This is a genomic window from Actinophytocola oryzae, from assembly GCF_004364325.1.
Lineage (GTDB): Bacteria > Actinomycetota > Actinomycetes > Mycobacteriales > Pseudonocardiaceae > Actinophytocola > Actinophytocola oryzae.
On sequence record NZ_SOCP01000012.1, the window covers coordinates 261,464 to 278,986 of the forward strand.

The window sequence follows — 17,523 nt, forward strand, 5'->3', positions numbered from 1 at the left end:
CGACCGTGCCTACTCCGGTTCCCTTCACCGACAACGTCAGCGACCTGTCCAACCAGGACGGCTACCAGTTCGAGTTCCGTTGCGAACGCTGCGGCAACGGTTTCCGATCGGCGTTCGTCAGGGACAAGATGGAGCTGGGCCGCAGCGCCCTGCGGGCCGTCGGCTCGCTCTTCGGTGGCAAGCTCCAGGAGATCAGCTACTCCGCCGAGCAGTGGCGCTACAACCGCGCCTCGAATTCGCCCGCCAAAGACGCCGCACTGGCCGCCGCGGTCCAGGAGATCAGCCCGAACTTCCGCCAGTGCCGGGGATGCGGCGACTGGATGTGCTCGTCCCAGTGCTGGAACGACGAGATCGGGCAGTGTCTGCGCTGCTCGCCGAGCGTCGCGGAGGAGATGTCCCGCGCGCAGGCCGAGGCACAGCGCGGCCAGATCTGGGACAGGGCCAGGGAGACCGACTGGACCGCCGACCTGGACCTCGCCACGCGGGCCAAGGTGAGCTGCCCGTCGTGCGGCAGCAAGGTGGACGGCGGCAAGTTCTGCTCGTCCTGCGGGTCGTCCCTCGCGGTGACCACGACGTGCGGCGGCTGCGGTTCCGCGGCGAACAAGCCGGGTTCGGTGTTCTGTTCGGACTGCGGCACACGACTCTGACCCACGTCAATCCCGCCGAAAGTATTAGGCCAACCAGCTGGTGGGATACGACCGAAACAGGGCACTTTGTCGTGATTCATTGACCGAAACGCGATCTTTCGGACAACCTTCCTGGGCGTGCCTTCACCCCTGCCTCGAAAGGTGCCCCACAGATGAAGATCCTCATGTCCGTGCTGGCGGCGGGCTTACTCGCGCTGACCGCCGCGACCACCGCCGCCACCGCCGACCCCGGCCAGGTCACCACGCAGGACGTCCACGCCGCGGACGCCTGCTACACGTGGAGTCGCTCGCTCTCCCAGGGCGCCACGGGCGACGACGTGCGCCAGCTCCAGATCCGCGTCGCCGGCTACCCCGGCTACAACGCGGTGCTCGGCCTCGACGGTGAGTTCGGCCCGGCCACCAAGGCCGCGGTCACCCGCTTCCAGCAGGCCTATGGCCTGTCCGCCGACGGCATCGCGGGCCCGCAGACCTTCGCGAAGCTCTACGACCTGCAGGACAACGACTGCACCCCCGTCAACTTCAGCTACGACGAGCTGAACAACTGCAACTCCGACTGGTCCGGCGGCCGCGTCTCGGCGAGCGCGGCCAAGGCGAACGCACTTGTCACCATGTGGAAGCTCCAGGCTCTGCGTCATGCCATGGGCGACCGGCCAGTCACCGTCAACGGCGGCTTCCGCAGCGTCACGTGCAACAACAACGCGGGCGGCGCCACCAACAGCCGCCACCTCTACGGCGACGCGGCCGACCTCGGCGCCGGTGCGCAGGGCTTCTGCAACATCGCCCGCCAGGCACGCAACCACGGCTTCACCGAGATCCTCGGCCCCGGCTACCCCGACCACAACGACCACGTCCACGTGGCGCTGCGGTCCGGCCAGCTCTGGTCCGCCCCGAACTGCGGGATCTGAAGCCGCGCTTAACGAACCGTGAAGCAACCCTCGCTGGTGTCGGGCCGCCGCGTCCCCGAGGCTGACGGCATGGAACCGGACACCAAGGACTGGACCTGGGTCCTCGAGCGCCCCTGCCCCGAGTGCGGGCTCGACACCAGCGAGATCCACCACGACGACATCCCCGACCTGCTACGCGCGAACGCCTCGGCCTGGCAGGAGGTCCTGACCCGCCCGGCCGTCCGCGAGCGCCCGGACGAGAACACCTGGTCGCCGCTGGAGTACGCCGCCCACGTCCGCGACGTGTGCCGCGTCTTCACCGAACGCCTGCACCTGATGCTCACCCAGGACGGCCCGACCTACCCGAACTGGGACCAGGACGCGACGGCCGTCGAGGACCGCTACGGCGAGCAGGACCCGACGAGGGTCGCGGGGGAGCTGGCGGAGGCGGCCGACCGCCTCGCGGGCGACTTCGCGAAGGTCGCCGGTGAGCAGTGGGACCGGACCGGCAGCCGGAGCGACGGCGCGCACTTCACCGTCGACACGTTCGCCCGCTACCTCGTCCACGACCCGGTCCACCACCTGCACGACGTCACCAGGGGCGTTGTGTAGCCCCGCGTGCGACACGCGGCTACACCGTCCTTGTGAAGGTCATCAGCCAGCGAGAATTCCGCAACAACTCCGCAGCGGTGATGGACGCGGTGGAGGCGGGAGAGACGTTCCACGTCACCCGCAACGGCGTGGAGATCGCGGAGTTGCGACCGATACGTCGGCGCCAGCAGGTGGCCACGGAGGAGCTTGTCGAGCGTCTTCGGAAGCTACCTCGGGTGGACTACGAGGAGATGCGTCGTGAGTCCGACGAGTTCTTCGGCGAGGAACGGGTAGGCGACTACGACCCGTGGGAGCGGGCCCGTGGCTGAACGCCACGAGACCGGGGTGCTGGACACGTGCCTGTACATCGACCTCGATCTGTTGGACCGGTCGGTCATTCCGATGCGCTCTTCAATAACCGCCATCACCTTGGCAGAGCTGCACAAAGGTGTGGTCATAGCGAAGGATCCCGCGACCAGGGCGGCGCGCACCGAGAGGCTGGGTGCGGCGATCGCCGCCTTCGAGCCGTTGCCGTTCGACGGCGAGGCCGCTACCAGGTACGGGTCGCTGGTCGCGATGACTGTGGCAGCGAAACGGGATCCTCGGCCACGCGCCATGGACCTGATGATCGCCGCGATCGCATCGTGTCGTGAGCTGCCGCTGTACACCCGCAACGTGACGGATTTCGTGGGGCTCGGCGACCTCGTTGAGATCGTCGGCGTCTGACATAGCCCCTGACCAGGGTGGCGGCTGGCTGGCAAGATCCCTTTCCGTGCCGGGAACAGTAAGGACCGGTAGGGCGTTGCAGCGTAGGTCGACCCCGGTTTTGACCCTCTGTGGGGTGCCAGGTATCGTTGGTACTCGCGCCCGACCTATGTCGGGTCGATCCGCGTGCCTGTGCGCGGAGTTCGCGTGAGCGGACACCTCGCAGTAACCGCGGAGTTCCTTCCGAGCCTCGTAGGGATGATTCAATCCTGCGCGAGCGTTACAGGGAAGGGCGACACGCCCGACCTCGTGATACGGCGGGAGCGCCAACAACAGCAATAAGCAGTACACCAGGGAGAAAGCCGGTCCATGCCCACGATCCAGCAGCTGGTCCGTAAGGGCCGCCAGGACAAGGTCGCCAAGCAGAAGACTGCGGCCCTCAAGGGGAGTCCGCAGCGGCGTGGCGTGTGCACCCGTGTGTACACCACCACTCCGAAGAAGCCCAACTCCGCGCTGCGCAAGGTCGCGCGCGTCAAGCTGACCAGTGGCATCGAGGTCACCGCTTACATCCCGGGTGAGGGCCACAACTTGCAGGAGCACTCGATGGTGCTCGTGCGTGGCGGCCGAGTGAAGGACCTGCCTGGTGTTCGCTACAAGATCATTCGTGGCTCGCTGGACACGCAGGGCGTGAAGAACCGGAAGCAGGCACGCAGCCGCTACGGCGCGAAGAAGGAGAAGGCCTGAGATGCCTCGCAAGGGACCCGCTCCTCGGCGGCCGCTGATCACCGACCCGGTCTACAGCTCCCCGCTGGTCACGCAGCTGATCAACAAGGTGCTGCGCGACGGCAAGCGCTCGGTGGCCGAGAAGATCGTGTACAGCGCCCTCGAGGGCGCGCGCGACAAGACCGGCACCGACCCGGTGGTCACGCTCAAGCGTGCGCTCGACAACGTGAAGCCCACCATCGAGGTGAAGAGCCGCCGCGTCGGTGGCGCTACCTACCAGGTGCCGATCGAGGTCAAGCCGGGCCGCTCCACGACGCTGGCACTGCGCTGGCTGGTCACCTTCTCGCGGGCGCGCCGGGAGAAGACCATGCAGGAGCGGCTGATGAACGAGCTGCTCGACGCGAGCAACGGCCTCGGGGCGAGCGTGAAGCGCCGCGAGGACACGCACAAGATGGCGGAGTCGAACAAGGCATTCGCCCACTACCGCTGGTGACGGCCGCGGCCGAACAGACCCGGCCGCACCAACGCTGATTGAAGACAGGGGAAGAGACCCGTGGCACAGGACGTGCTGACCGACTTGGCCAAGGTGCGCAACATCGGCATCATGGCCCACATCGACGCGGGCAAGACCACGACGACCGAGCGGATCCTGTTCTACACCGGGATCAACTACAAGATCGGCGAGGTGCACGACGGCGCCGCGACGATGGACTGGATGGAGCAGGAGCAGGAGCGCGGCATCACGATCACGTCCGCCGCGACGACGTGCTTCTGGAAGGACCACCAGATCAACCTCATCGACACGCCGGGACACGTCGACTTCACCGTTGAGGTGGAGCGGAACCTGCGCGTGCTCGATGGTGCGGTCGCGGTCTTCGACGGCAAGGAAGGTGTCGAGCCGCAGTCCGAGCAGGTCTGGCGGCAGGCGACCAAGTACGACGTCCCGCGCATCTGCTTCGTCAACAAGATGGACAAGCTGGGTGCGGACTTCTACTTCACCATCCGGACCATCTCCGAGCGCCTCGGTGCGAAGCCCCTGCCTCTCCAGCTGCCCATCGGCGCGGAGAGCGACTTCATCGGCGTCGTCGACCTGGTGAACATGCGTGCGCTCACGTGGCGCGGCGAGGTCCAGAAGGGCGAGGACTACGCGGTCGAGGAGATCCCGGCCGACCTCGTCGACCGGGCCGCCGAGTACCGCGAGAAGCTGATCGAGGCGGTCGCCGAGACCGACGACGAGCTCATGGAGCTCTACCTCGGCGGCGAGGAGCTCACGGTCGACCAGATCAAGACGGGCCTGCGCACGATCGTCCGCGAGGGCACCGCCTACCCGGTGCTGTGTGGCTCCGCGTTCAAGAACAAGGGCGTCCAGCCCATGCTCGACGCGGTGATCGACTACCTGCCCGCGCCGACGGACCTGCCGCCGGTCGAGGGCACGCTGCAGGACGGCGAGACGCCGGCCTTCCGCAAGCCGAGCACCGACGAGCCGTTCTCGGCGCTGGCCTTCAAGATCGCTGTCCACCCGTTCTTCGGCAAGCTCACCTACATCCGGGTCTACTCGGGCAAGGTGGCGAGCGGCGCCCAGGTCATCAACTCGACCAAGGACCGCAAGGAGCGCATCGGGAAGATCTTCCAGATGCACGCCAACAAGGAGAACCCGGTCGGCGAGGCCATGGCGGGTCACATCTACGCGGTGATCGGCCTGAAGGACACCACCACCGGTGAGACCCTGTCCGACCCGGCGAACCCGATCGTCCTCGAGTCGATGACGTTCCCCGAGCCGGTCATCCAGGTCGCCATCGAGCCGAAGACCAAGGCCGACCAGGAGAAGCTGTCGACCGCGATCCAGAAGCTCGCGGAGGAGGACCCGACGTTCCGGGTCCACCAGGACGACGAGACCGGTCAGACGATCATCGCAGGCATGGGCGAGCTCCACCTGGACATCCTGGTGGACCGCATGCGCCGCGAGTTCAAGGTCGAGGCCAACATCGGCAAGCCGCAGGTGGCGTACCGCGAGACGATCCGCAAGACCGTCGACAAGTACGACTACGTGCACAAGAAGCAGACCGGTGGCTCCGGGCAGTTCGCGAAGGTCATCATCAAGATCGAGCCGATGTCGACCGCGGACGGCGCGATGTACGAGTTCGACAACAAGGTCACCGGTGGGCGTGTGCCGAGGGAGTACATCCCGTCGGTGGACGCCGGCGCGCAGGACGCCATGCAGGACGGCGTGCTGGCGGGCTACCCGCTGGTCGGCATCAAGATGACCCTCCTCGACGGTTCGTACCACGAGGTCGACTCCTCGGAGATGGCCTTCAAGATCGCGGGCCGGATGGCGCTCAAGGAGGCCGCTCGCCTCGCGAGCCCGGCGCTCCTCGAGCCGATGATGGCCGTCGAGGTGACCACGCCGGAGACGTACATGGGTGACGTCATCGGTGACCTGAACTCCCGCCGTGGCCAGATCCAGGCCATGGAGGAGCGGGCAGGCTCCCGCGTCGTCAAGGCGCTGGTGCCGCTGTCGGAGATGTTCGGCTACGTCGGCGACCTCCGGTCGAAGACCCAGGGCCGGGCGAACTACTCCATGCAGTTCGACTCCTACGCCGAGGTTCCCACGAACGTCGCGAAGGAGATCATCGCCAAGGCAACCGGCGAGTAACTGAATCCGGTGCGGGCTGCCTGGGTAGTGCCCTCTATGGTTCCGCACAACTGACCTTTTAAATGCCATCGTCGCTAACCAAAAGACGGTGGAGAGAACAAGTCCAGGAGGACGAGAGAAGTGGCGAAGGCGAAGTTCGAGCGGACCAAGCCGCACGTCAACATCGGGACCATCGGTCACATCGACCATGGGAAGACCACGCTGACCGCGGCCATCTCCAAGGTTCTGCACGACAAGTACCCGACCCTGAACCCCTTCACGCCGTTCGACGAGATCGACAAGGCGCCGGAGGAGAAGCAGCGCGGTATCACGATCTCGATCGCGCACATCGAGTACGAGACCGAGAAGCGCCACTACGCGCACGTGGACTGCCCGGGTCACGCGGACTACATCAAGAACATGATCACCGGTGCCGCGCAGATGGACGGCGCGATCCTGGTGGTGGCCGCTACCGACGGCCCGATGCCGCAGACGAAGGAGCACGTGCTCCTCGCCCGTCAGGTCGGCGTGCCCTACATCGTGGTCGCGCTGAACAAGGCCGACATGGTCGACGACGAGGAGATCCTGGAGCTCGTCGAGCTCGAGGTCCGCGAGCTGCTGACCGAGTACGAGTTCCCGGGTGACGACCTCCCGGTCGTGCGTGTGTCCGCGCTCAAGGCCCTCGAGGGCGACGCCGAGTGGGGCAGCAAGCTGCTCGAGCTGCTCGACGCCGTCGACGAGAGCATCCCGGAGCCGGAGCGCGAGATCGCGAAGCCGTTCCTGATGCCGGTCGAGGACGTGTTCACGATCTCCGGTCGTGGCACCGTGGTCACCGGTCGTGTCGAGCGCGGCGTGCTCAAGCCGATGGAGGAAGTCGAGATCGTCGGCATCCGCGAGAAGGCCCAGAAGACCACCGTCACCGCCATCGAGATGTTCCGCAAGACTCTCGAGGACGCGCGCGCCGGTGAGAACGTGGGTCTGCTGCTCCGCGGCATCAAGCGTGAGGACGTCGAGCGCGGCCAGGTCGTCGTGAAGCCCGGCACCACCACGCCGCACACCGAGTTCGAGGCCCAGGTCGTCATCCTGAGCAAGGACGAGGGCGGGCGGCACACGCCGTTCTTCAACAACTACCGCCCGCAGTTCTACTTCCGCACCACCGACGTGACCGGTGTCGTGACCCTCCCCGAGGGCACCGAGATGGTCATGCCGGGCGACAACACGGGCATGCTGGTCAAGCTGATCCAGCCGATCGCCATGGACGAGGGTCTGCGGTTCGCCATCCGCGAGGGTGGCCGGACGGTTGGCGCGGGTCGCGTCACCAAGATCATCAAGTAGTTAGCCCGGCAGGGGCCCCAGGTCAAGCACCTGGGGCCCCCCGGTTTGGGTGCCTCCAAACGCGTGTGGCATCCTTGACAGGTTGCTCGTCATGGACGGTCTTGCGATCGGCCATGCTCGGGCGGGCTCGCGGTTACCGTGTTCGACATCGAGTACGGATCGCCGGGCCACTTATGACCACTCCCGAAGGACAAAGGTCCAAGGGGCCGGTCTGTGCATAGGGCGCGACACACCCGACCGCGTGGACCGGAGCGGCACGAGTCTTAAGACAAGGACGGCAAGCCACCATGGCGGGACAGAAGATCCGCATCCGGCTCAAGGCCTACGACCACGAGGCGATCGACGCTTCGGCGCGCAAGATCGTGGAGACGGTTACCCGCACGGGCGCTCGGGTCGTCGGGCCGGTGCCGCTGCCCACCGAGAAGAACGTGTACTGCGTCATCCGCTCGCCGCACAAGTACAAGGACTCGCGCGAGCACTTCGAGATGCGCACGCACAAGCGTCTGATCGACATCCTCGACCCGACGCCGAAGACGGTTGACGCCCTCATGCGCATCGACCTCCCGGCCAGCGTCGACGTCAACATTCAGTGAGGCCTGAGCACTAATGTCTTCCCGGCAGATGAAAGGGATCCTGGGCACGAAGCTCGGGATGACCCAGGTCTTCGACGAGAACAACCGGATCGTCCCGGTGACCGTCGTGAAGGCCGGCCCGAACGTGGTCACCCAGGTCCGTACCCAGGACACCGACGGTTACGTCGCGGTGCAGCTGGCGTTCGGCGAGATCGACCCCCGCAAGGTGAACAAGCCGCGGACGGGTCACTTCAGCAAGGCGGGCGTCACGCCGCGCCGCTACCTCGCCGAGCTGCGCACCACCGACGCCGACAGCTACGAGCTCGGCCAGGAGATCACCGCAGAGGTGTTCGAGGCAGGCGCCGTCATCGACGTCACCGGCACGAGCAAGGGCAAGGGCACCGCGGGTGTCATGAAGCGGCACGGCTTCAAGGGCCTGTCCGCCTCCCACGGCACGCAGCGCAAGCACCGCTCGCCCGGCTCCATCGGTGGCTGCGCCACCCCCGGCCGCGTGTTCAGGGGCCTGCGCATGGCCGGCCGCATGGGCCACGTCAAGGTCACCACCCAGAACCTCACGGTCCACCGCGTGGACGCCGAGGACGGGCTGATCCTCCTCAAGGGCGCGGTCCCCGGGCCCAAGGGCGGCGTGGTGTTCCTCAAGACCGCCGCGAAGGGTGATGCCCAGTGACCAGCGTTGAGATCAAGACCCCGGACGGCAAGACCGACGGCACCGTCGACCTGCCCGAGGCGATCTTCGACGTGCAGGCCAACGTCGCGCTGATGCACCAGGTGGTCGTCGCGCAGCAGGCCGCGGCCCGTCAGGGCACGCACAGCACGAAGACCCGCGGTGAGGTCAGCGGCGGTGGCAAGAAGCCGTACCGGCAGAAGGGCACCGGCCGCGCCCGTCAGGGCTCGACCCGCGCGCCGCAGTTCGCCGGTGGTGGCACGGTCCACGGCCCCCAGCCGCGTGACTACACGCAGCGGGTGCCCAAGAAGATGAAGGCCGCCGCTCTCAAGGGCGCCCTCTCCGACCGCGCCCGCGCGGGCCAGGTCCACGTGGTGAGCGCTCTGGTCGACAGCGAGAAGCCGTCCACCAAGGTCGCCCGCACGGTGCTCGCCTCGGTCACCGAGGCCAGGAACCTGCTGGTCGTGCTGACCCGTGAGGACGAGACCAGCTGGCTGTCCGTGCGGAACCTGCCGAACGTGCACGTGATCGCGCCTGACCAGCTCAACACCTACGACGTGCTGGTCAACGACGACGTCGTCTTCACGAAGGACGCGCTGCAGGCCTTCCTGGAGGGCCCGGTCCAGGGCCGCTCCGCCAAGGGCAGCGCGCGTTCCGGCGAGGTCGAGCAGGAGGAGGACAAGTGATCCCCGACCCCCGCGACGTGCTGCTCGCGCCGGTGATCTCCGAGAAGTCCTACGGACTGCTCGAGGAGAACAAGTACACGTTCGTCGTCGCACCGCACGCGAACAAGACCGAGATCAAGATCGCGGTCGAGAAGGTGTTCGGCGTGCAGGTCGTCAACGTGAACACGCTGAACCGGCAGGGCAAGCGCAAGCGCACGCGGACCGGTTACGGCAAGCGCAAGGACACCAAGCGCGCGATCGTGACCCTGTCCGAGGAGAGCAAGCCGATCGAGATCTTCGGCGGCCCGGCTTCCTGAGCTGGCGAACAGAGACACTAGGGACTGCGTAGAGATGGGCATTCGCAAGTACAAGCCGACGACGCCAGGGCGTCGTGGCGCGAGCGTCTCCGACTTCGCCGAGATCACCCGCTCGGAGCCGGAGAAGTCGCTGGTCCGCCCGCTGCATGGCCGAGGCGGCCGCAACGTGCACGGCAAGATCACCACCCGGCACAAGGGCGGTGGCCACAAGCGTGCGTACCGGCTGATCGACTTCCGCCGGCACGACAAGGACGGTGTGCCCGCCAAGGTGGCGCACATCGAGTACGACCCGAACCGCACCGCGCGCATCGCGCTGCTGCACTACGCGGACGGCGAGAAGCGGTACATCATCGCGCCGGACAAGCTCAAGCAGGGCGACCGGATCGAGAACGGGCCGAGCGCGGACATCAAGCCGGGCAACGCCCTGCCGCTGCGCAACATCCCGGTCGGCACGGTGATCCACGCCATCGAGCTGCGGCCCGGTGGCGGCGCCAAGATCGCCCGCTCGGCGGGCACCCGCGTCCAGCTGGTCGCGAAGGAAGGCCCCTACGCCCAGCTGCGTATGCCCTCCGGCGAGATCCGCAACGTGGACGTGCGCTGCCGCGCGACGGTCGGCGAGGTCGGCAACTCCGAGCACGCCAACATCAACTGGGGCAAGGCGGGCCGCATGCGGTGGAAGGGCAAGCGCCCGACCGTCCGCGGTGTCGCGATGAACCCGGTGGACCACCCGCACGGTGGTGGTGAGGGCAAGACCTCCGGTGGTCGCCACCCGGTGAACCCCGCGGGCAAGCCAGAAGGACGTACCCGCCACAAGGGCAAGGCCAGCGACCGGATGATCGTCCGTCGTCGCCGGACCGGCAAGAAGCGCTAAAGAGCAGGAGGGAGTGACAGATGCCTAGGAGTTTGAAGAAGGGCCCGTTCGTCGACGACCACCTGCTCAAGAAGGTGGACGCGCTCAACGAGTCCGGCAAGAAGACGGTCATCAAGACCTGGTCGCGCCGCTCGACGATCATCCCCGACATGCTGGGGCACACGATCGGGGTGCACGACGGTCGCAAGCACGTGCCGGTGTTCATCTCGGAGTCCATGGTGGGGCACAAGCTGGGCGAGTTCGCCCCGACGCGCACCTTCAAGGGCCACGTGAAGGACGACCGCAAGGCGCGTAGGCGCTAGAGGACAAGGGAGTAAGCGATGAGTGACGAGACCGCGGTGGAAGAGCTTCCCCGCGCGATTGCTCGGGCTCGCTACGTCCGCGCCACGCCGATGAAGGTGCGCCGGGTGGTCGAGCTCATCAGGGGCCGCAACGCCGAGGACGCGCTCAACGTCCTGCGGTTCGCGCCGCAGGCCGCGAGCGAGCCGGTGGCCAAGGTGCTCGCGAGCGCCATGGCCAACGCCGAGAACAACCTGGACCTCGACCCGGAGACCCTCTGGATCAGCCAGGTGTACGTGGACGAGGGCCCGACCCTCAAGCGGTTCCGCCCGCGGGCCCAGGGCCGTGCCTACCGGATCCGGAAGCGGACCAGCCACATCACCGTCGAGGTGGAGTCGCGGCCGAAGCAGGAGCCGGTGAAGAAGGCGGCTGCCAAGAGCCGTAAGTCCAGTGCGAAGAGGAGTGCCAGCTAGTGGGTCAGAAGATCAACCCGCACGGCTTCCGGCTCGGGATCACCACTGACTGGAAGTCCCGCTGGTATGCCGACAAGCAGTACGCGGAGTACGTGGCCGAGGACGTCAAGATCCGCAAGCTCCTGTCCAAGGGCATGGAGCGTGCCGGGATCTCGAAGGTGGAGATCGAGCGCACCCGCGACCGGGTCCGCGTCGACATCCACACCGCCCGCCCGGGCATCGTCATCGGCCGCCGCGGCGCCGAGGCGGACCGCATCCGCGGCGAGCTGGAGAAGCTCTCGGGCAAGCAGGTGCAGCTGAACATCCTCGAGGTGAAGAACCCCGAGGCCGACGCGCAGCTGGTCGCCCAGGTGACCGCCGAGCAGCTGTCCAACCGCGTGTCCTTCCGCCGCGCGATGCGCAAGGCCATCCAGTCGGCCATGCGCTCGCCGCAGGTGAAGGGCATCCGCGTGCAGTGCGGCGGCCGCCTCGGCGGTGCCGAGATGTCCCGCTCCGAGCACTACCGCGAGGGCCGGGTGCCGCTGCACACGCTGCGTGCCGACATCGACTACGGCTTCTTCGAGGCCCGCACGACCTTCGGCCGCATCGGCGTCAAGGTGTGGATCTACAAGGGTGACGTCGTCGGCGGTCGCCGCGAGGTCGAGGCGCGCAGCCAGGCCCCGCAGGAGCGCGCGCCGCGCCGGGAGCGTCCCACCAGGGCCCGCCGTTCCGGCTCCTCAGGCACCACGCCGACGAGTACCGAGGCAGGCCGCGCCGCGGCAGAGGCCTCGGCACCAGCAGAATCGGCCGAGCCGCAGACCCCGTCCGTGAACGGGAGCGGCGAGGCCTCGACGACCAATGGGGAGGGCTGAGCAGTGCTCATCCCGCGCAAGGTCAAGCACCGCAAGCAGCACCACCCGAAGCGGGGTGGGGCTGCCAAGGGCGGTACCCGGGTCACCTTCGGTGAGTTCGGTATCCAGGCGCTCCAGCCGGCGTACGTGACCAACCGGCAGATCGAGTCCGCTCGTATCGCCATCAACCGGCACATCCGTCGTGGCGGCAAGGTCTGGATCAACATCTTCCCGGACCGCCCGCTGACCAAGAAGCCCGCCGAGACCCGCATGGGTTCCGGCAAGGGCTCGCCGGAGTACTGGATCGCGAACGTCAAGCCGGGTCGCGTCATGTTCGAGCTGAGCTTCCCCAACGAGACGGTCGCGCGCGAGGCACTCACGAGGGCTATCCACAAGCTCCCGATGAAGTGCCGCATCGTCACGCGCGAGGGTGGTGACTTCTGATGGCCGCTGGTACGCAGGCTTCCGAGATGCGTGAGCTGAACGACGAGGAGCTGGTCCTCCGCCTCCGCGAGGCGAAGGAGGAGCTGTTCAACCTTCGGTTCCAGATGGCGACCGGACAGATGGACAACAACCGCCGCCTTCGGATGATCCGGCACGACATCGCCAGGATCTACACCGTGATGCGCGAGCGCGAGCTGGGCCTGTCGGTGTCCCCCGACGAGGTTCCGAGTGGTGAGGGTGCCGCATGAGTGAGACGACCGAGACCGAGACGACACAGCCGAAGCCGCGCGGTCGCCGCAAGGTGCGCGAGGGCCTGGTCGTGTCGGACAAGATGGACAAGACGATCGTGGTCTCGCTCGAGGACCGCAAGAAGCACCCGCGCTACAGCAAGGTGCTGCGGTCCACGACCAAGGTCAAGGCGCACGACGAGGAGAACACGGCAGGCGTGGGCGACCGCGTACTGCTGATGGAGACCCGTCCGCTGTCGGCCACCAAGCGGTGGCGGCTCGTGGAGATCGTGGAGAAGGCAAAGTGATCCAGCAGGAATCGCGACTGCGCGTCGCCGACAACACGGGTGCGAAGGAGATCCTCTGCATCCGTGTGCTGGGCGGCTCCGCGCGTCGCTACGCGGGCATCGGCGACATCATCGTCGCGACGGTCAAGGACGCGATCCCGGGTGCCGGTGTGAAGAAGGGTGACGTCGTCAAGGCGGTCATCGTTCGGACCACCAAGGAGAAGCGCCGCCCGGACGGCAGCTACATCCGCTTCGACGAGAACGCCGCCGTGCTGATCAAGCAGGACAACGAGCCGCGGGGCACCCGCATCTTCGGACCGGTCGGTCGCGAGCTGCGCGACAAGAAGTTCATGAAGATCATCTCGCTGGCTCCGGAGGTGCTCTGAGATGAAGATCAAGAAGGGTGACGAGGTCGTCGTCATCGCCGGCCGGGACAAGGGCGCGAAGGGCAAGGTCATCCAGGCCTACCCCGACCGCGGCAAGGTCCTCGTCGAGGGCGTCAACCGGATCAAGAAGCACACCCGTATCACGCAGACGCAGCGCGGCGCCCAGTCGGGCGGCATCGTCACGCAGGAAGCCGCGATCGACGTCAGCAACGTGATGCTGGTCCATGACGGCAAAGCCGTCCGTGTCGGCTACAAGATCGGCGAGGACGGCAAGAAGGTCCGCGTCGCACGCGGCAAGGCCGGCCTGGACAAGAACGGCGAGCCGAAGGAAGTCTGATGACCACCGCAGAGAAAATCGTTCCGCGGCTCAAGACCCGGTACCGCGAGGAGATCGTGGCCGGCCTGCGCGACGAGTTCACCTACGACAACGCGATGCAGGTGCCCCGCGTGGTCAAGGTCGTGGTGAACATGGGTGTCGGCGACGCCGCCCGCGACGGCAAGCTGATCGAGGGCGCGCTGCGCGACCTCTCGCTGATCACCGGCCAGAAGCCCCAGGTCCGGCGGGCCACGAAGTCCATCGCGCAGTTCAAGCTGCGTGAGGGCATGCCGATCGGCGCCAAGGTGACCCTGCGCAACGACCGCATGTGGGAGTTCCTGGACCGGCTGCTGACCATCGCGCTGCCGCGTATCCGTGACTTCCGGGGTCTGTCGCCGAAGCAGTTCGACGGCAACGGCAACTACACCTTCGGTCTCAACGAGCAGTCGATGTTCCACGAGATCAACCCGGACGCCATCGACCGGCCGCGAGGCATGGACATCACGGTGGTCACCACCGCCACCAACGACGCGGAGGGCAGGGCGCTGCTGCGGCGCCTCGGCTTCCCGTTCAAGGAGAACTGAGGCATGGCCAAGAAAGCTCTGGTCCACAAGGCTGCGCAGAAGCCGAAGTTCAAGGTGCGGGGTTACACCCGCTGCCAGCGGTGCGGCCGTCCGCGTGCGGTGTTCCGCAAGTTCGGTCTCTGCCGTGTCTGCCTGCGGGAGATGGCCCACCGCGGCGAGCTCCCCGGCGTCTCCAAGTCCAGCTGGTAAACCCACAGGATCCATCCCGCCACAGGCCCGGAATACCCCAGGTTGCCCCGGGAGTATGGGAACCATGGCGAGAAAGGTTGACAGGTCACCATGACGATGACCGACCCGATCGCAGACTTCTTGACCCGTCTGCGTAACGCCAACTCGGCGTACCACGACGAGGTCGTGCTGCCCCACTCGAAGCTCAAGGCCAACATCGCGGAGATCCTCAAGCGCGAGGGCTACATCATGGGCTACCGCGACGAGGACGGCGAGAAGGGCAAGAACCTCGTCGTCGAGCTCAAGTACGGCCCGAACCGCGAGCGCAGCATCGCCGGTCTGCGCCGGGTGTCCAAGCCCGGTCTTCGGGTTTACGCGAAGTCGACCAACCTGCCGAAGGTGCTCGGCGGTCTCGGCGTGGCGATCATCTCCACGTCCGCGGGCCTCCTCACCGACCGGCAGGCCAGCAAGCAGCGGATGGGCGGGGAAGTCCTCGCCTACGTCTGGTAGCGGGAAAGGGGAGTAGACACGATGTCTCGCATCGGAAAGCTGCCGATCCCCGTCCCGGCCAACGTGGACGTGAAGATCGACGGGCAGCAGGTCAGCGTGAAGGGCCCCAAGGGCACCCTGGCGCACACGGTCGCTGAGCCGATCGTCGTGGAGCGCGGTGAGGACGGCGTCCTCGAGGTCAAGCGCCCGGACGACGAGCGCCGCAACCGCGCACTGCACGGCCTCACCAGGTCGCTGGTGAACAACCTGGTCGTCGGTGTCACCGACGGCTACGAGAAGAAGCTCGAGATCCACGGCGTCGGTTACCGCGTGCAGCTCAAGGGCTCGGACCTGGAGTTCTCGCTCGGGTTCAGCCACCCGGTCAAGGTCTCGCCGCCGGAGGGCATCACCTTCGCGGTCGAGGCGCCGACCCGGTTCTCCGTTCAGGGGATCGACAAGCAGCGGGTCGGCGAGGTCGCCGCGAACATTCGCAAGCTGCGCAAGCCCGACCCGTACAAGGGCAAGGGTGTGCGGTACGCGGGCGAGAAGATCCGCCGCAAGGTCGGAAAGACGGGTAAGTGATCATGAGCGAAGCGACTGTTACCAAGCGCAAGCCGCTTGGCAAGGACATCTCGACGCGTCGCCGGGTCGCGAAGGCCCGCAGGCACTTCCGGGTCCGCCGGAAGCTCCAGGGCACCGCGGAGCGTCCGCGCCTGTCGGTCACGCGTTCCTCGCGCCACATCGTGGCCCAGCTGGTCGACGACCTCACCGGGCACACGGTCGCCTCGGCGACCAGCCTCGAGGCCGACGTCCGTGCCCTGGACGGCGACAAGAAGGCCCGCGCGGCCAAGGTCGGCCAGCTGGTCGCCGACCGCGCCAAGAGCGCCGGGTTCACCAAGGTCGTGTTCGACCGGGGTGGCCACGACTACCACGGCCGGATCGCGGCGCTCGCCGACGCGGCTCGGGAAGCCGGGCTGGAGTTCTAGACATGCACAAGAACACGGGAAGGATCGCCTGATGCCGGGACGTTCACGGCAATTCGGCGGCGGCCACCAGCAGGGCGGCCAGGGCGGTGACAACCGCGGCGGCAACGATCGCGGTGACCGTCGGGACCGTCGGGACCGTCGCGATGGGGGCCGTGGCGGGGCGGCCCAGGACAAGACCCCGCACCTCGAGCGCGTGGTGGCCATCAACCGGGTCGCCAAGGTCGTGAAGGGTGGTCGTCGCTTCAGCTTCACCGCGCTGGTCGTGGTGGGCGATGGTGACGGCATGGTCGGTGTCGGCTACGGCAAGGCGAAGGAGGTGCCTGCCGCGATCGCCAAGGGTGTCGAGGAAGCGAAGAAGAACTTCTTCAAGGTCCCGAGGATCGCGGGCACCATCCCGCACCCGATCCAGGGCGAGCGTGCCGCCGGTGTCGTGCTCCTGCGTCCGGCCTCCGCCGGTACCGGTGTCATCGCCGGTGGCCCGGTGCGTGCCGTGCTGGAGTGCGCCGGTGTCCACGACGTGCTGTCGAAGTCGCTCGGCAGCGACAACGCGATCAACATCGTGCACGCCACGGTTGCCGCGCTGAAGGGCCTGCAGCGTCCGGAGGAGGTCGCGGCCCGCCGCGGTCTGCCGCTGGAGGACGTGGCCCCCGCCGGCATGCTCCGTGCGCGTGCGCAGGCTGGTCAGGGGAAGTGACATGGCACAGCTCAAGGTGACCCAGGTCCGCAGCGTCATCGGGACCAAGCGCAACCACCGGGAGTCGCTACGCACGCTGGGCCTGCGGAAGATCCGCCAGTCCACCGTGCGTGAGGACACCCCGGAGGTTCGCGGCCTGATTCACACCGTCCGTCACCTGGTGACGGTCGAGGAGGTCGAAGACTGATGGCCATCAAGATCCATCACCTCCGTCCGGCGCCCGGCGCCAAGACGGAGAAGCACCGGGTCGGTCGTGGTGAGGGTGGCAAGGGCGGCAAGACCGCCGGCCGCGGTACCAAGGGCACGAAGGCACGCAAGAACGTGCCCGCGCGCTTCGAGGGCGGCCAGATGCCGATCCACATGCGGCTGCCGAAGCTGCGTGGCTTCACGAACCGCTTCCGCACCGAGTACCAGCCGGTGAACCTCGGCGCCATCGCCACGGCGTTCGCCGACGGCGGCAAGGTCGGGGTCGAGGAGCTGGTCGCGGCGGGCCTGGTCCGCAAGAACGAGCTCGTCAAGGTGCTCGGCGACGGCGAGCTGTCGGTGAAGCTCGACATCACCGCGCACGCGTTCTCGAAGAGCGCGCAGGAGAAGCTGACGGCGGCGGGTGGCAGCGCCACCAAGCTGTAGTTTCTTCGCGTACGACAGAGCGGCCGGTGGGGTTTCACCCCACCGGCCGCTTCGCGTTCAATCGTGACAATTCCGCCTTGTGGTCGGAGCGCCCGATACGCGA

30 protein-coding genes are annotated in these 17,523 nt (G+C 67.2%); all 30 read left to right on the forward strand.

What is annotated here, in order from left to right:
- Positions 1-5 precede the first annotated feature (5 nt).
- The 30 genes from CLV71_RS30315 to rplO all read left to right on the forward strand — a co-directional run bounded on the left by CLV71_RS30315 (position 6) and on the right by rplO (position 17,420).
- A complete protein-coding gene (locus CLV71_RS30315; protein WP_133906280.1) occupies positions 6-647 on the forward strand; it encodes a zinc ribbon domain-containing protein in 642 nt (213 codons plus the stop codon).
- A 152-nt stretch (positions 648-799) separates the two neighbouring features.
- Positions 800-1,552 carry a D-Ala-D-Ala carboxypeptidase family metallohydrolase gene (locus CLV71_RS30320; protein ID WP_133906281.1) on the forward strand — a complete coding sequence of 251 codons (753 nt, stop codon included), beginning with the start codon at positions 800-802 and terminating at the stop codon, positions 1,550-1,552.
- A gap of 69 nt (positions 1,553-1,621) precedes the next feature.
- Positions 1,622-2,143: a DinB family protein gene (locus CLV71_RS30325; protein WP_133906282.1), complete on the forward strand. Its 522-nt coding sequence runs from the start codon at positions 1,622-1,624 to the stop codon at positions 2,141-2,143.
- 32 nt (positions 2,144-2,175) lie between these two features.
- Positions 2,176-2,451, forward strand: a complete 276-nt coding sequence (locus CLV71_RS30330) for a type II toxin-antitoxin system Phd/YefM family antitoxin (protein ID WP_133906283.1) — start codon at positions 2,176-2,178, stop codon at positions 2,449-2,451.
- Positions 2,444-2,848: a type II toxin-antitoxin system VapC family toxin gene (locus CLV71_RS30335; RefSeq protein ID WP_243866799.1), complete on the forward strand. Its 405-nt coding sequence runs from the start codon at positions 2,444-2,446 to the stop codon at positions 2,846-2,848. Before CLV71_RS30330 ends, CLV71_RS30335 begins: the two co-directional genes overlap by 8 nt.
- Positions 2,849-3,196: 348 nt before the next feature.
- Positions 3,197-3,571, forward strand: a complete 375-nt coding sequence (gene rpsL / locus CLV71_RS30340) for a 30S ribosomal protein S12 (RefSeq protein WP_133906284.1) — start codon at positions 3,197-3,199, stop codon at positions 3,569-3,571.
- Position 3,572: 1 nt separating this feature from the next.
- On the forward strand, positions 3,573-4,043 hold the full coding sequence (gene rpsG, locus CLV71_RS30345) for a 30S ribosomal protein S7 (protein ID WP_133906285.1): 471 nt from the start codon (positions 3,573-3,575) through the stop codon (positions 4,041-4,043).
- 60 nt (positions 4,044-4,103) lie between these two features.
- Complete coding sequence (fusA, locus tag CLV71_RS30350) at positions 4,104-6,203, forward strand: elongation factor G (protein ID WP_133906286.1); 2,100 nt, start codon at positions 4,104-4,106, stop codon at positions 6,201-6,203.
- 120 nt (positions 6,204-6,323) lie between these two features.
- Complete coding sequence (tuf, locus tag CLV71_RS30355) at positions 6,324-7,517, forward strand: elongation factor Tu (protein WP_133906287.1); 1,194 nt, start codon at positions 6,324-6,326, stop codon at positions 7,515-7,517.
- 287 nt (positions 7,518-7,804) lie between these two features.
- A complete protein-coding gene (gene rpsJ, locus CLV71_RS30360; RefSeq protein WP_003938093.1) occupies positions 7,805-8,110 on the forward strand; it encodes a 30S ribosomal protein S10 in 306 nt (101 codons plus the stop codon).
- A gap of 13 nt (positions 8,111-8,123) precedes the next feature.
- Complete coding sequence (gene rplC / locus CLV71_RS30365; RefSeq protein WP_133906288.1) at positions 8,124-8,777, forward strand: 50S ribosomal protein L3; 654 nt, start codon at positions 8,124-8,126, stop codon at positions 8,775-8,777.
- Complete coding sequence (gene rplD, locus CLV71_RS30370; protein WP_133906289.1) at positions 8,774-9,460, forward strand: 50S ribosomal protein L4; 687 nt, start codon at positions 8,774-8,776, stop codon at positions 9,458-9,460. The genes rplC and rplD overlap by 4 nt, the downstream gene beginning before the upstream one ends.
- On the forward strand, positions 9,457-9,756 hold the full coding sequence (gene rplW / locus CLV71_RS30375; protein ID WP_133906290.1) for a 50S ribosomal protein L23: 300 nt from the start codon (positions 9,457-9,459) through the stop codon (positions 9,754-9,756). The genes rplD and rplW overlap by 4 nt, the downstream gene beginning before the upstream one ends.
- Before the next feature lie 34 nt (positions 9,757-9,790).
- Entirely contained in the window at positions 9,791-10,627 is an 837-nt protein-coding gene (gene rplB, locus CLV71_RS30380; RefSeq protein WP_133906291.1) for a 50S ribosomal protein L2, read from the forward strand.
- 20 nt (positions 10,628-10,647) lie between these two features.
- Positions 10,648-10,929 (forward strand): 30S ribosomal protein S19, encoded by a 282-nt coding sequence (gene rpsS / locus CLV71_RS30385; protein WP_133906292.1) that lies wholly within the window; start codon positions 10,648-10,650, stop codon positions 10,927-10,929.
- A gap of 18 nt (positions 10,930-10,947) precedes the next feature.
- A complete protein-coding gene (rplV, locus tag CLV71_RS30390) occupies positions 10,948-11,379 on the forward strand; it encodes a 50S ribosomal protein L22 (protein ID WP_133906293.1) in 432 nt (143 codons plus the stop codon).
- On the forward strand, positions 11,379-12,230 hold the full coding sequence (gene rpsC, locus CLV71_RS30395) for a 30S ribosomal protein S3 (RefSeq protein ID WP_133906294.1): 852 nt from the start codon (positions 11,379-11,381) through the stop codon (positions 12,228-12,230). Before rplV ends, rpsC begins: the two co-directional genes overlap by 1 nt.
- A 3-nt stretch (positions 12,231-12,233) precedes the next feature.
- On the forward strand, positions 12,234-12,653 hold the full coding sequence (gene rplP / locus CLV71_RS30400; protein WP_133906295.1) for a 50S ribosomal protein L16: 420 nt from the start codon (positions 12,234-12,236) through the stop codon (positions 12,651-12,653).
- Complete coding sequence (rpmC, locus tag CLV71_RS30405; protein ID WP_133906296.1) at positions 12,653-12,901, forward strand: 50S ribosomal protein L29; 249 nt, start codon at positions 12,653-12,655, stop codon at positions 12,899-12,901. The genes rplP and rpmC overlap by 1 nt, the downstream gene beginning before the upstream one ends.
- On the forward strand, positions 12,898-13,188 hold the full coding sequence (gene rpsQ / locus CLV71_RS30410) for a 30S ribosomal protein S17 (protein WP_133906297.1): 291 nt from the start codon (positions 12,898-12,900) through the stop codon (positions 13,186-13,188). The genes rpmC and rpsQ overlap by 4 nt, the downstream gene beginning before the upstream one ends.
- Positions 13,185-13,553 carry a 50S ribosomal protein L14 gene (gene rplN, locus CLV71_RS30415; protein ID WP_133906298.1) on the forward strand — a complete coding sequence of 123 codons (369 nt, stop codon included), beginning with the start codon at positions 13,185-13,187 and terminating at the stop codon, positions 13,551-13,553. The genes rpsQ and rplN overlap by 4 nt, the downstream gene beginning before the upstream one ends.
- 1 nt (position 13,554) lies before the next feature.
- The gene (rplX, locus tag CLV71_RS30420) at positions 13,555-13,890 is read left to right on the forward strand and encodes a 50S ribosomal protein L24 (RefSeq protein ID WP_133906299.1); all 336 of its coding nucleotides are present in this window, start codon (positions 13,555-13,557) and stop codon (positions 13,888-13,890) included.
- A complete protein-coding gene (rplE, locus tag CLV71_RS30425) occupies positions 13,890-14,453 on the forward strand; it encodes a 50S ribosomal protein L5 (protein WP_133906300.1) in 564 nt (187 codons plus the stop codon). Before rplX ends, rplE begins: the two co-directional genes overlap by 1 nt.
- 3 nt (positions 14,454-14,456) lie before the next feature.
- On the forward strand, positions 14,457-14,642 hold the full coding sequence (locus CLV71_RS30430) for a type Z 30S ribosomal protein S14 (protein ID WP_075133135.1): 186 nt from the start codon (positions 14,457-14,459) through the stop codon (positions 14,640-14,642).
- Positions 14,643-14,732: 90 nt separating this feature from the next.
- Positions 14,733-15,131 (forward strand): 30S ribosomal protein S8, encoded by a 399-nt coding sequence (gene rpsH, locus CLV71_RS30435; RefSeq protein WP_133906301.1) that lies wholly within the window; start codon positions 14,733-14,735, stop codon positions 15,129-15,131.
- Between the two features lie 21 nt (positions 15,132-15,152).
- Complete coding sequence (gene rplF, locus CLV71_RS30440) at positions 15,153-15,692, forward strand: 50S ribosomal protein L6 (RefSeq protein WP_133906302.1); 540 nt, start codon at positions 15,153-15,155, stop codon at positions 15,690-15,692.
- 2 nt (positions 15,693-15,694) lie between these two features.
- Positions 15,695-16,096, forward strand: a complete 402-nt coding sequence (rplR, locus tag CLV71_RS30445) for a 50S ribosomal protein L18 (protein ID WP_133906303.1) — start codon at positions 15,695-15,697, stop codon at positions 16,094-16,096.
- Positions 16,097-16,127: 31 nt separating this feature from the next.
- Entirely contained in the window at positions 16,128-16,790 is a 663-nt protein-coding gene (gene rpsE, locus CLV71_RS30450) for a 30S ribosomal protein S5 (RefSeq protein ID WP_133906304.1), read from the forward strand.
- 1 nt (position 16,791) lies between these two features.
- Positions 16,792-16,977: a 50S ribosomal protein L30 gene (gene rpmD, locus CLV71_RS30455; RefSeq protein WP_133906305.1), complete on the forward strand. Its 186-nt coding sequence runs from the start codon at positions 16,792-16,794 to the stop codon at positions 16,975-16,977.
- On the forward strand, positions 16,974-17,420 hold the full coding sequence (rplO, locus tag CLV71_RS30460; protein ID WP_208297819.1) for a 50S ribosomal protein L15: 447 nt from the start codon (positions 16,974-16,976) through the stop codon (positions 17,418-17,420). The genes rpmD and rplO overlap by 4 nt, the downstream gene beginning before the upstream one ends.
- Positions 17,421-17,523: the final 103 nt, after the last annotated feature.